This window comes from Limnobacter sp. SAORIC-690 (assembly GCF_002954425.1).
In the GTDB taxonomy this organism is placed as follows: Bacteria; Pseudomonadota; Gammaproteobacteria; order Burkholderiales; family Burkholderiaceae_B; genus Limnobacter; species Limnobacter profundi.
The window spans coordinates 1,233,687-1,246,317 of sequence record NZ_MQVZ01000001.1 but is presented as its reverse complement, the minus strand read 5'-3'; the positions used below and the strand labels follow the sequence as shown (position 1 = coordinate 1,246,317).

Genomic DNA, 12,631 nt, shown 5'->3' with positions numbered 1-12,631 from the left:
TCCTCAGGGAATTGGATCGATGGGTGGCTCTACCATTTCGGGTGCCAGTGCGGCTTCGGGCGGACTTGGGGAAGCTGCTGAGGCGTCACCACCCATGGCACTTCCGTTGACTGAAACTGCTGGGCCACTGAATTTGATGCCTGATGCGGAAATAACAATCGAAGAGCCACCCACGTTCAGCGACAAGCTAGAGCCCGCGGTCAGCTTCAGGCTTGAGCCCGCTTTCAAGTTGCCTTGGGCCGAGGTACTCAGGTTCAAATTGCCTGCTGCATCCAGGTCAGTGCTGCCCTGGGATTTCAATGAGCACTGGCCAGTGGTACTAATTGCAATTTGCCCGTTGTTGGTCAAACCGAGTAAACCTTGAACTTTGGCCAACACATCATCGTTCACCGTCAAATGCAAGGCTTTGTCGATCTGCTGACTGAGTTGACCAAGCACTGTGCGCGACACATCGGCCTTGATTTCTTCAATCAGGTTGCCGTGAATCAAGCTGTGGGAATGCCCGCGAATTTCTGTATTGCTGTTGTTCTTGATCAGGCTTAAATAATCTTTCTCGGCCTGAAACCACACATACTCGCTGCCAATTTTGTCTTCGAAACGAAGTTCGTTGAAATTGGAGGGTGAGCCTTTTTCGCTGGATTGAGAACGCCAGCCAGACACTGTTTTGTGTTCAGGCAATGGATAGGGAACTGTTTGCTCAGCATTGTAGGCAACCCCGGTAACCAAGGGCCGGTCGGGATCGCCATCTTCGAATGACACCACCACTTCCTGGCCAATACGCGGAATGGCCACAAAACCCCAGCCCTTGCCAGCAACAGGAGAAGCTACACGCACCCAGCAAGAACTGTCCTGATTGTGTTTGCCGTAGCGATCCCAGTAAAACTGAATCTTGATTCGACCAAATTCATCGGTGTGTATTTCTCGCCCCTCCGGGCCAACAACCAAGGCGGGCAAGGGTCCTTTGACTTGGGGTTTTCTGGATTTCCGTTCGGGTCTGAAAGGCTGGCTGGACTCAATGGCTTCAAACTGACAATCAAAATCAGATTGCGCACCGCCACTGGCTTCTGGCTCTGACTCGTGAACGGTGATCAGGGTACCAATCACAAGCAAAGTTTTGGACAACGCGGGGTTGTCCTTGCAAACCGTGTTCAACAAATGGCCTGTTGCAACTCCCCTTGCCGAAGTGCTTGCATTGAACGTTTGCTGGCGCGCCTGAGATTCTTCGTGACGCAGTTTGCTGTAGTGAGTACCCTCACCTTCATTTTCAAACTCACCAGGATACTCGAACACCTCGTAGGCCGAGTTGTAACTTTCTGCCTTGCCCTGTGAGTTCACGAGCAAGGAGTTCGATGGTGTTTTGAAGTTGTAATCCGTGTGTGCATGCCTTGGCGGTTCAATGGACTTCTTCAATGACATGCTGGTGATCGTTTCTTCCGGGGTCAGCCTGCCACTCTGCGAAGCTGGATCATAGGCCAGATTGGCATAACCGGGAAAAACTTGATGTGTACTGCTTGAGTCTGCGAGTACCAGCGTATGCTGGCCCTCACCATGTTCAAAGTAAAAATAAACGCCTTCCTGTTCAAGTATACGGCGAATAAAATTCAGGTCACTTTCACCGTACTGAACCACATATTCCCAAACACGCTTGGCGCCCATTGTGCGATCAGAAAACCGCACTGAGGAATGTCCGTGGCGACCAATTACTTCGGAAACAATGCCCGGTACGGTCTTGTTCTGGTAAACGCGAAACTCCTGGTTCTTGCCCAGCAACCACGTCCATGATTTCAATTCCAGGCGATAGGCGCAGCGCCCTACGCTGGACATGGAAACCTGCTCCATTTCCACAATTACACCGTCAAAATAACGCTTGGTTTTCTCACGGGTTTCATAGGCCAGACAACAATTCTTTCCCAGAAAATCGTCTGCATTCAACAGCGCAGAATCGGATTCCAGAAACACAGAACCTGTACTGTTCTCGGAAAGTGATTCCTGCAAGCGCGCGGATCTGAAATGAACTTCGTCCAGAGGAGCTGAACCGCTCAGGCTGATCAATCTGTTCATTGGCGGCTGATTTCAACTCGGCGATTGGCGGGAGCAAAAGGATTATTCACGTCAGCCAGCTTGTCAGCACCCTTGCCCTCCACACGCAACAAGCTTGGCGATACACCCTTCTGAGTCAGGTAAGTTTTAACAGCTTTGGCGCGCTCTGAAGAAAGCACCTGGTTCAAGGAAGCGTCACCGCTGGCATCGGCATGCCCCGTAACCACAATTGGCGGGGAATCGGATGGACGATTACTCAGCACCTGTGCGAAAACGTCTAACTGCTTTTTCAGTTCAGCGGGAAGCTCGGCAGATCCCAACTGGAAATGCGCATTCGGAATTGAAAAACGCACTGCGGGCTTGAACCCCATGCATTTGAAACCGTTTTTACGAAGCTCTTCACATGCCTCTTCGGGGAATAGACCCTCTTTAACCTGCTCGACAGCTGGAACTGTGTTGGCCAAATCAACCACCAACGATTCTGCATGGGACGGTGCGTGCAAGCCGATGAGCACGGGCGCCAACAAAGCGAACTTCAGAATATGTTTTTCAAACATAGCTACTCCGGAATAGGTAGGGCATCGGTAAAAAAATCACCTTAAAAAATCTCGTGATAGGATTTTTCGCGACTTGGGCCACGAGTCTATTCCTTTTGAAAAAATTCGCCCAACGAGTGATACATCACAGCCAACAGAGAGTGAAACTCATCCCCCTAAATGACTAAAAACAGCCGTGTAATCTGGAGTGAAGGTCTCTTTCTCCAACCCCAACATTTTCAGCAGCAAGAACGCTATTTCGACCATGAAATTCATATTCGAACAGCGCATTTTCACGGGCATTGCCACGGCTTTCATCAGCTACAGCTAGACCCTGATCTGTTGCTGGCCGGCAAGGTGGGTATTCTCAAGGCATCAGGGTATTTTCCGGACGGAACACACTTCTCGATTCCTGACAAGGACCCGGCACCTCCCTGTCTTGATTTCGCCAATGCTGTGAAAAGCGGAAAGGTCTACCTTTCGCTGCCCAAACCCCACTGGGCGGGGAGGCATTTGGACTGGACACCGGAAGAGGCACCAACAAACAACCGTTCGCCGCTAAAGTACCTGGCCGAAACCACTGAAATTTCCAGTGTTTACGACCCTGAGCTTGAACCCTCTGCGGTTGACCTGGCGCGCTTGAATCTTTTTTTAAGTGCAGAACACCTTCATCAGGAAGGGCATGTTCAACTGGCGATCTGTGAATTTCGTGAATCAAGAAATTCAGAAATCCAGCTTGTTGATGCTTTCATTGAACCTTGCTTGTGCAGCCTTCAAAACGCCAACATTCGCCGAATACTGGAAGCTGTACTGGCGTTGCTGGAAAGTAAAATCAACCAGCTTCGGCAACGACGCGTGCGCAAGGGAAGCCACAACAGTTCGGAAATAGGGGACTTCTTGTTATTGCAAGCTTGCGTACAACACCGGTTGATTGTTGTACACCTGCTTCGCAGCAAACAGGTACATCCTGAAGCTGCCTACATGCGACTTCTGGCTTGTTTGGGTGCTGTCACATTGTATGGTGACGACACCGCAGCCGACTTCTTGCCCAACTACGACCATGACAATTTGCGTTTGGCTTTTGACACAGTTTTTACAGCCCTTCGCAATGCACTTGCAGGCTTTCACGACCAGCACGCCGTACAAATTCCTTTGATACAAAAACAGGCGGGTGTTCATCTGGGTCAAATTACCGACAGAACACTGCTGGTCAACGCTCACTTTTACCTGACTGTGCATGCTGCGGCACCCGAGGAGTTGGTACAAAGACAATTTCCAAGCACTGTCAAAATTGGTCCGGTTGAGAAATTGCGCGACCTCGTCAATCTGAACCTTCCGGGTGTTCGACTAAAGCATGTTCAGCAGGCGCACGCCGCTTTGCCCTATTACGCAGACAATTTGTATTTTCAGCTGGAAACGCGCACAGATCCTTTGTGGAAAATGCTGGATCAAACAGGGCACATTGCGATTCATTACGCCGGCGACTTGCCTGAACTACGCCTGGAGTTGTGGGCTGTTCGCCGTGAACAGGAGCGTTTGCTATGAATCCCAATGATCCGTTTTTCGCACTGGGTGGTGAACGCACCATCATCAAGCCGCGCTTGGGTAAACCTGCATCGCCAGCCATTCAGTCACTCGACAATATTTTGGGGCCATCGACCACCTCAGGTTCCGGCATGGGGATGCCCGACACGCAAGCGCAAACCAGTTTTGATCAAATGCTGCATCAACTTCAGGCAAACCCGACAGCAAGCCAGAACAAACTGCTGGCCCATGCCAGCCCGTTGCTGCGCTTGATCTGTACCATGGGAGCGCTCAGCGATATTCCATCGCACAAGGCTTTGTCGGCCACCCTGTCAAAAGGCTTGACTGAACTTGATCAGAAACTGGAACAAATTGGGCGTGTACAGGCTGAGCGTTTGTCCATTCGTTATGCGCTGTGTACCTTCATGGATGAACGTGCCGCCAGTACCCCATGGGGTGGCTCGGGCCAATGGGCCAATCACAGTTTGCTGTTGCAGTTTTTCAGTGAAACCTGGGGCGGGGAAAAGATTTTCGCGCTGATTCAGAAGTTGATGCAAAACCCTTCCGACAATCGGGATTTGCTGGAAGTGATGGCTGTGATTCTCAGCTTTGGATTCAAAGGCAAATACAAGGTTGAACAGGGTGGCGACCTTGCTTTGAGCCAATTGAAAACCCGTCTGTTTCAATTGGTTCAACCCAATTCAACCGACACGCCAACCAGTCTTCACCCCGACTTCTGGCAATCGAAGGCACCCGGCAACAACAGGCGAATGCGCCAAATTCCCTTGTGGTTACCAATCAGCGCCCTGAGTACTTTGGGCGCCTTGTTTTTCCTCGGATTGTATTTCAACTTGAATACCCAATCGGATCATGCGTTTGCAGAAATTGTATCCATTCAATTTCCATCACCCCAATTCGCGCAGACTCAGAGTGAGCCCGTTCCAGTAACTCAGGGGCTTGAATTGCCCATTCAACTTCGGGAAGAAATTGTTGCAGGATTGCTCACCCTGAAACAAATCGGCAATAAATCAACTGTGATTCTGACTGGCGACGGTTTGTTCAATTCCGGCAGTGCTGAATTGAATGACAGTGCAATACCACTGGTGGAGAAAGTGGCCAGGGAACTTGCGCTACACCCGGGGCAGATCACGGTGACAGGCTACACCGACAACCAACCTATTCGATCCATTCGCTTTCCATCGAACTGGCAGCTGTCCGCGGAACGCGCGGAACATGTGGGCCAACGCATCGCCACATTTCTTCCGAACACTGCAATTGCCACTGAAGGCGCGGGGGCTGCCAACCCGATCGCACCCAATGACAGCGCGCAAGGCCGGGCAAGAAATCGTCGTGTCGAGATCATGCTGATTCACAACCAATGAAGGCTGAGCTGAATCTCGAACTCCACATCACCAGGTATTCAACATGCTTTTGAAATTTGTACTCAGCCTATTGGCATTCATTGGTTTTCTGGCCTTGGTTTGGCTTGTGGGTCCAATTGTTTCTATTGGCGATTCGCAGCCTTTTGCCGGCATCTGGATTCGAAGCACACTAAGCGTGCTGATTTTCGCACTGGTATTTGGCCCCCTGGCCTGGCGATGGTGGAAAGTTCACAAAGCTGAACATGCATTGAAAGCAGGGCTGACTCGTCAGGATGAGCAATCTCAGATGCAAGCCGCCAAGCTGCATGACATATTCAAGCAGGCCGTGGAAACGCTGAGGCAGCATCAATCCCGCAAGGCTTGGTACCTTAGCAAACCCGGGTTGTACGAGTTGCCATGGTATGTGATTGTGGGCCCACCCGGCAGTGGAAAAACCACGGCACTGAAAAACGCCGGGCTTCGTTTTCCATTGCAAGACCCCTTGGGCAAGGAATCCGTCAAGGGTGTGGGCGGCACGCGAAACTGCGACTGGTGGTTTACAGACAAAGCGGTGTTGATAGACACAGCAGGCCGTTTCACCACGCAAGATTCCGATCAGAACACCGATGCTGCGGGCTGGAATTCTTTTTTGGGTCTGCTGAAAAAACACAGACCGAAGCAGCCAGTCAATGGTGTGCTTCTGACCTTGAGTATTCAAGAGTTACTGGACGTTGAAGCAAAGCGAAAGGAAACCGCTGCAAAAATTGCCTTGCGTTTGCAGGAGATGATTCGCACCCTGGGCATGTGCCCGCCGGTTTACGTGCTGGTAACCAAGCTGGATCTGCTCTGTGGTTTCAAGGAAACCTTTGGTCGCCTGAGTGAAACGGAACGCGCAAAGGCATGGGGCGTGAACTTCGAGCACCCCAACAATTTGAGCATCACGCTAAGCAAGGATTTGCCACGGGCTCTGGGTCAAATGGTGGAGAAACTGAGCGCTCAGTTAAACGCTCGACTGGAACGGGAAGAACAAGCCTACAAATGTACAAAGCTGTTTGAGTTTCCCTTGGCTGTGGCCCAATTGAAGCCCGCCATCGAAGGCCTGCTGAGCATGGCCTTTTCGTCGGACAGTCCTTTTGAAAAACAGGTGACACTGCGCGGTGTTTATTTAACCAGCGGCACACAAGACGGCAATGTATTCGATCGAATTGCATCAGCGATGGCCAACAATCCAGCTGAAGGCACAACGGCCAAAGGTCCCGGCAAAAGTTTTTTCATTCGTGATGTGTTGTCGCAAGTGGTGTTTGCAGAACAGCACCTGGCTGCCTATGTGAAAAAGAAAGCCCTTCTCGAGCAGTTGGTTTATTTCAGCACGATCGCAGTGGCAGTGATTGGGTTTTCATTGTTGTCTTTGGGGTGGTGGATTAGCCACGGCAACAACAGTGAAGCCATAGCACAGACACTAGAACGGAGCACTGCACTGGCTGCGCAAACCGCCAACTTGCCAACAGAAGCACAGGCACCGCTGCAGGAATTGTTCAAGGCGCTGAATGATTTGCGCGCGGTAGCCCAGGCCAACCCCGACGCAGTGAACCACACCTTGGGCCTGAATCAGGATGAAAAGCTTCAACAGGCCGAACAAATTGCCTATCGGAATTCCCTGGCGAATGCGCTAATACCCCGAGTGGCCAAGCGCCTTGAAGACCGGTTGCGGAATGCCTTGAATCAGGACATGGAACTGGCATATGAATCTCTGAAAGCCTATGTGATGATTCACACACCCAAGCACTATGATGCAGAAGCCTTGTCGACTTGGGTGGTGTATGACTGGCAGCAAAATGTTTTTGTGGCTTATGAGCCCGAACTGCGGGATTCGGCTGGTTTACACCTGGAGGCAGCAATTCACCTGGGAGCACCCAATAGCCTTCCACCCAAAGATCAAGAGCTGATCGATACCGCTCGCCAAATCATCGGTGCCCAGGCGCTGGATGAACGCTTGTACAAACGCATGCAGCGGTTCTTCAAGCCGCAACCGGGTGCAGATTTCAATTTGATCAAAACTGTTGGTATCAGTGCCGCTGGAATTTTCAATCGACCCAGTGGGCAATCACTGAACCAGGGGGTGGACGCCCTGTATACGCGCCAAGGCTATGTCAGCTATTTTCTGGCGAAATTGCCCGTTGAAGCGGACCGCCTGCGTCAGGAATCAAGCTGGGTGATGGGGGACACTTCCACAGGCAACCGGGCCAGCGAGCTGAATTCCAAAGCACTGCTTCAACAGGCCCGTCAGCTTTATGTTCGGGACTATATTCGCACCTGGGACACCTACCTGAAAGATGTGCAAATTCTAAAACCTGCACAATTTGACCAGGCCGTCGATTTGGCCCGCGTACTGGCCTCGCCGCAATCACCCCTGAAAAAGTTTCTCGAGGGAGTTTCAACACATACTCGACTGGCTTCTGCCATGAGCAAGGCTGGCGAAAAAACCGAAGCACTTGCCAACCAAAAAGCAAATCAGGCACTGTCACCCAATGTGGCTCTACTGGCTGGGTCAGACTTCAAACCTGTCGACTTCGAGGTTCCGCTCGAACAGCAAGTGGACGACCACTTCAGCGACATCAACAATCTGTTTGAGGGCAACCCGCCTGCTTACGCCCAGGTGGCAACCTTGTTGAACGATTTGTATGCGCAATTGGCGGCTGTTTCCAGCGCAAAGAAAAGCAAGGTTCCACCCCCACCTGCGTCTGCGATGGACTCGCTGCTGGTGGGTGCTGGCGTACTGCCTGAGCCCGTGCGTGCGATTGTTGGTCAATTGGCGGGACAAGGCAGCGCTCAAGGGCGTGCCGCAGAACGGGCAAATTTGACAGCAGACCTGCGCCCACTGCAAGAGGTGTGCAGACGAACCGTGACAAACCGTTATCCAATTCACCCCGGCTCAGGTCTGGATGTGTTGACAGACGACTTCGCCCGGTTCTTTGGGCCCGGTGGCCTGATGGATCAGTTCTTTTCAAGCCGCTTGGCGAGCGTGGTCGACACAGGTGGCGCGAACTGGACGCTGAAACCCTTGAGTGACGGTTCTGCACCACAAGCCAATCCTTCTCTGGTGCAGTTTCAGCGCGCAGCGCGTATTCGCGACGTATTTTTTCAAGGCAGCAAACCGACTGCAAGCTTCGATGTAGAAATGCGTTTGATCAACGCCAGCAACCCCAGTGATGTATTTTACCTTGAAACAAATGGCGACTTGAAAATGTTCTCGAAACAGTTTCAGCCCACGCACCGAATTCAATGGGGCGGGCAATCGCCTTCAACCACATTGCGTGTTCGGGCCTCAGAGGGAAACTACAAAACATACAACGGACCTTGGGCGCTGTTCCGTCTTTTCGATGCAGCTCAAATTCAGAACACAGAGCGACCAGAGAAATTCAGGGCGACTTTCAATCTGGATGGAAAACAATTTGAGTTTGAAGTACTGGCCAATTCTGCCTTCAACCCGCTGCGGCTCACCGAGCTAAAACAATTCCGCTGCCCAGGCAATTTATGAACACCCATGCCGAAAAACTTTGCTGGTTTGGCAAACTGCCCTGTGTGGGCGATTTTTGCAGCCACAACATGCCTGCCGGGCTACTTGAAACACTTGACCTTTGGCTGAGCAGCACCATTCAAGAGGGCCAGGCGGTACACGGAGACGCGTGGACAAACGCGTATTTCCAAATGCCTGTACACGGATTTGTGTGGGGCTCACGAGTGACACCCGAGTTTCACAACAATGCGGCGATCGGCGTCTTGATGCCCTCGGTCGACAAAGCCGGGCGGGCATTTCCATTTGTTTTGCTTCAAGAACTGCCTTCATGCAGCCTGGATAAACTTGCTTTTGAATCACTCGCACTGTGGTTTCAACAAGCCCACACTTTGTGCGCGGATGCCTTGAACGAGGACTGGTGCCTGAACAAGTTTGAATTGAAGTCAGAATCTCTTGCGCTATGTATGGATGAGTCGGCAAGCAAAGATTCCATTCAGGTCGGAGACGCACAAAGCCATTGGTTCGAAATTGACTACGGCGGTGCAATCAAGGCAGTACTTCAATGCGACGGCTTGCCTGCAAGCCACGATTTCAATACCTTGATTGGACTTGGCACCGCACCATGATGAACGAGAACACCGTTATTCAGGCTGCGCCTGTGATACCCAATGATTCAGGCCAGCAACCGCTGCCTGTTGGCACACGGATTGAAGGATTTGAGATTCAGGATGTGATTGGCGTGGGTGGATTCGGGATTGTGTACAAAGCACTTGATCCAATGCTTGAACGACAAGTGGCCTTGAAAGAGTATTTGCCGGCTTCATTGGCCCAACGCATTCCGGGTGGCGCTGTGAAAGTGCGTGAGGCACGCCATAAAAGCACCTTTGATGCTGGCATGCGAAGTTTTATCAATGAAGCTCGCCTGCTGGCACAATTTGACCATGCTGCGCTGGTGAAGGTGTACCGGTTTTGGGAAATGGCCGGAACGGCTTACATGGTGATGCCACTGTACCAAGGCATGAACCTGAAACAGTATGCCGAAAACCACGCTGCCCCGCTGGCGCAGGAACAACTGGTGAATTGGCTGCTTGTATTGACCGAGGCACTGGAGGTAATGCATTCGCAGCAGTGCTATCACCGGGATATTTCGCCAGAGAACATCATTATTCAAGACAACACTGACCTGCCCATCTTGCTGGACTTTGGTGCAGCGCGCCGAGCCATTGGCAGCGTGTCGCAACCATTCACCGTGATTCTCAAAGCGAGTTACGCACCGATTGAGCAGTATGCCGAAGTGCCTTCCATGACCCAAGGTGCCTGGACAGATGTGTACGCACTGGCAGCGGTTGCTCACTTCTTGATGACCGGAAAAACACCGCCTTCTTCAGTCGGGCGACTGGTGAATGACAGCTACCTGCCCTTGCATGAACGACCGGAATTGCCCTACAGCCCACATGTAAAAAAGGCCATTGACCATGCACTGGCAGTGCAGCCACAAGACCGCACCGCCAGCATGTCGCTGTTTCGGCAGGCTTTGCAAACCGAAACACAAGACATTCTGAGCCTGTATGATCAGGCAGCCCACCCCCAACCGGAAGCTCCACCCAAACGACTTCATTCAACGAAGTCGATGAAGCGTGGAGGCAGCGTGATTGCAGCTGCGACTGCCTTTACCGCGCTGCTTGCAGTATTCATTTTTGATCTAAATGCTCCGCCCTTGGAGGAAAACGCTGACACCACAAAGACTGCTGTTGTTCAAGCAACCGTACCTTCATCAGACACCATACAAATCGGCCCGGCGCTGACCAACAATTTGGACCCATCGTTTCAAGCCGTGATTGACAAAGCTGACAGTGCGCTCACTATTCAAATGGAGCAAACAACACTGAAAATTGGTAAAGATCTGTTGCGCTTTCAGCTTGAGTCCCCTGTTTCGGGTTTTGTGGCGGTGTATGTTCGTGCCAGTGACAACTCTCTGATTCAGTTGTTGCCAAATGTTCGCGTACCAGCTTGGCCATTGAAGCCAACAAGCCTATGCCGTTGCCTCCAGCCAATGAACCCATTCAAGCCGCCGGCCCTGCCGGAGAAAACCAGTTCCTGGTGGTGGTGACAGAACAGCCAAGAGACTACGGGCACCTGAACTTTCAGGACCACTACGGATTCGGCTTGATTCCTGCGGACCCGCCGCACAGCGGCCCACTGGTTCAAGCGCTCGAGGGAATCAGCCCCTGCACCAAGACCAGTTGCACTGACAGACTGGCAGCAGCCTGGTTCTCAGTGCATGAAGTGGATTAATTCTTCTGTAGAATGAAATTTCCTCAAGGGCTAAACATTACAAAAAAAGCCCAAAATTACCGGAGACGACATGAACACCACCAAAGCTGCAGCACTCGTATTGCTGGGCGCCAGCCTCGCTTTCCCGGCACAAGCCCAAGCCTCCAACATCAAAATGTGTATTTTCGACATTGCAGGGCGCAGTGGGCCCGCTTTTGCGCAAGCGCGCGATTATGCAGTGGCAGCCAAGGGCTGGGGTGCCAATATTGAACTGGAAGCGTATGTCGACGAACGCCTTGCCGCCGAAGATTTCAAAACCGGCAAATGCGATGCGGCAGCCATTTCTACTTTGCGTGGCAGGCAGTTCAACAAGTTTGTGGGCAGCATCGACTCCATTGGCGCTGTGCCCACCTACAAGCACCTGCGCACGGTAATTGACCTGATGAGCAGCCCAAAGCTGAATGACAAAATGACCTCGGGCCTGTTTGAAGTGGCGGGTATTTTGCCCATTGGTGCCGCCTATGTGATGGTGAACGACAGGGCCATTAATTCAGTTGAAAAAGCGGCGGGCAAAAAAATTGCGGTGCTGGACTACGACAAATCGCAAGCCAAAATGGTGCAACAGTTGGGCGCGCAACCCGTGGCCAGCGAGGTGATCAACTTTGGCACAAAATTCAACAACGGGCAGGTGGACATTATTGCTGCACCGGCCATTGCTTACCAGCCGCTTGAATTGTACAAAGGCATTGGCAGCAAGGGTGGTATTTACCGCTTTCCCTTGGTGCAGCTAACCGCGAATATTTTGATCCGCAAAGACAAATTTCCCGAGGGCTTTGGGCAAAAGTCGCGGGTTTGGATTCAGCAACAATTTGAACGCGCCATTGCTTTGGTCGATACGTCTGAGAAAGCCGTGCCCGCTGCTGCATGGCTGGATATTCCTGCCGGTGATCGCGAAAAGTACGATGTGCTGATGCGTGAATCCCGAATTCAAATGACCGCAGACGGCTTCTACGATCCCGAGATGATGAAAATTTTGAAGCGCATTCGCTGCCGGCTGGACGCAAGCTTGGGCGAGTGTGCGGACAAGCGCGAACTGTAAATTATTCATCTGCATGTGAAACGTTTTGAGCCCAGGGAGCGAATTGACAAGTTCACTCCCTGAGGGCTTGAAACACCATGAAGAAAATTCTCCTGTTGATTACCCATGCCGGCGCGCTGATTGTTGGTGTTGCCTTGGGCATTTATTTACTGCCCATTCTTGTAGAACCTGAAGGCCCTGCCGCTGAAGCGATTACTGCATCGCAAAGCGGGGCGCTATTCTCGACAGAATTTAAACGCGACCTGAAAGGCAGCGACTTTTTGCACTGGGGAGAAGGCCG

Annotated in this window: 9 protein-coding genes and 1 pseudogene; 8 read left to right on the top strand and 2 right to left on the bottom strand. The window is 51.8% G+C overall.

The genetic code is table 11. The features are described from left to right. Positions 1-3: 3 nt before the first annotated feature. Together BSZ31_RS05900 and BSZ31_RS05895 are read right to left on the bottom strand one after the other, a co-directional pair. Positions 4-2,061, bottom strand: a complete 2,058-nt coding sequence (locus tag BSZ31_RS05900; protein WP_105027970.1) for a type VI secretion system Vgr family protein — start codon at positions 2,059-2,061, stop codon at positions 4-6. Continuing rightward, positions 2,058-2,597: an OmpA family protein gene (locus BSZ31_RS05895; protein WP_105027969.1), complete on the bottom strand. Its 540-nt coding sequence runs from the start codon at positions 2,595-2,597 to the stop codon at positions 2,058-2,060. The genes BSZ31_RS05900 and BSZ31_RS05895 overlap by 4 nt, the downstream gene beginning before the upstream one ends. Positions 2,598-2,756: 159 nt before the next feature. On the opposite strand from BSZ31_RS05895, the gene tssK reads away from it, so the two are divergent. The 8 genes and pseudogenes from tssK to BSZ31_RS05855 form a co-directional block, all read left to right on the top strand. Further along, the gene (gene tssK, locus BSZ31_RS05890; protein WP_105027968.1) at positions 2,757-4,121 is read left to right on the top strand and encodes a type VI secretion system baseplate subunit TssK; all 1,365 of its coding nucleotides are present in this window, start codon (positions 2,757-2,759) and stop codon (positions 4,119-4,121) included. Further along, positions 4,118-5,482 (top strand): type VI secretion system protein TssL, long form, encoded by a 1,365-nt coding sequence (tssL, locus tag BSZ31_RS05885; protein WP_105027967.1) that lies wholly within the window; start codon positions 4,118-4,120, stop codon positions 5,480-5,482. Before tssK ends, tssL begins: the two co-directional genes overlap by 4 nt. A 43-nt stretch (positions 5,483-5,525) precedes the next feature. After that, the gene (gene tssM, locus BSZ31_RS05880) at positions 5,526-8,999 is read left to right on the top strand and encodes a type VI secretion system membrane subunit TssM (protein ID WP_105027966.1); all 3,474 of its coding nucleotides are present in this window, start codon (positions 5,526-5,528) and stop codon (positions 8,997-8,999) included. Then, positions 8,996-9,604: a type VI secretion system-associated protein TagF gene (gene tagF, locus BSZ31_RS05875; protein WP_105027965.1), complete on the top strand. Its 609-nt coding sequence runs from the start codon at positions 8,996-8,998 to the stop codon at positions 9,602-9,604. The genes tssM and tagF overlap by 4 nt, the downstream gene beginning before the upstream one ends. Next, positions 9,601-11,088: a serine/threonine-protein kinase gene (locus tag BSZ31_RS05870; RefSeq protein ID WP_168426869.1), complete on the top strand. Its 1,488-nt coding sequence runs from the start codon at positions 9,601-9,603 to the stop codon at positions 11,086-11,088. Before tagF ends, BSZ31_RS05870 begins: the two co-directional genes overlap by 4 nt. Beyond that, positions 11,085-11,273 carry a hypothetical protein gene (locus BSZ31_RS05865; RefSeq protein WP_168426868.1) on the top strand — a complete coding sequence of 63 codons (189 nt, stop codon included), beginning with the start codon at positions 11,085-11,087 and terminating at the stop codon, positions 11,271-11,273. Before BSZ31_RS05870 ends, BSZ31_RS05865 begins: the two co-directional genes overlap by 4 nt. Positions 11,274-11,343: 70 nt before the next feature. Next, entirely contained in the window at positions 11,344-12,351 is a 1,008-nt protein-coding gene (locus BSZ31_RS05860) for a putative solute-binding protein (RefSeq protein ID WP_105027962.1), read from the top strand. A gap of 77 nt (positions 12,352-12,428) precedes the next feature. Next, positions 12,429-12,631 (top strand): annotated as a pseudogene (locus BSZ31_RS05855) (hypothetical protein); the annotation flags it as partial.

Bases quoted from the DNA above. Each gene is read 5' to 3' on its own strand.
- BSZ31_RS05900 (WP_105027970.1), bottom strand. From the start codon at position 2,061: ATGAACAGATTGATCAGCCTGAGCGGTTCAGCTCCTCTGGACGAAGTT.
- BSZ31_RS05895 (WP_105027969.1), bottom strand. From the start codon at position 2,597: ATGTTTGAAAAACATATTCTGAAGTTCGCTTTGTTGGCGCCCGTGCTC.
- tssK (WP_105027968.1), top strand. From the start codon at position 2,757: ATGACTAAAAACAGCCGTGTAATCTGGAGTGAAGGTCTCTTTCTCCAA.
- tssL (WP_105027967.1), top strand. From the start codon at position 4,118: ATGAATCCCAATGATCCGTTTTTCGCACTGGGTGGTGAACGCACCATC.
- tssM (WP_105027966.1), top strand. From the start codon at position 5,526: ATGCTTTTGAAATTTGTACTCAGCCTATTGGCATTCATTGGTTTTCTG.
- tagF (WP_105027965.1), top strand. From the start codon at position 8,996: ATGAACACCCATGCCGAAAAACTTTGCTGGTTTGGCAAACTGCCCTGT.
- BSZ31_RS05870 (WP_168426869.1), top strand. From the start codon at position 9,601: ATGATGAACGAGAACACCGTTATTCAGGCTGCGCCTGTGATACCCAAT.
- BSZ31_RS05860 (WP_105027962.1), top strand. From the start codon at position 11,344: ATGAACACCACCAAAGCTGCAGCACTCGTATTGCTGGGCGCCAGCCTC.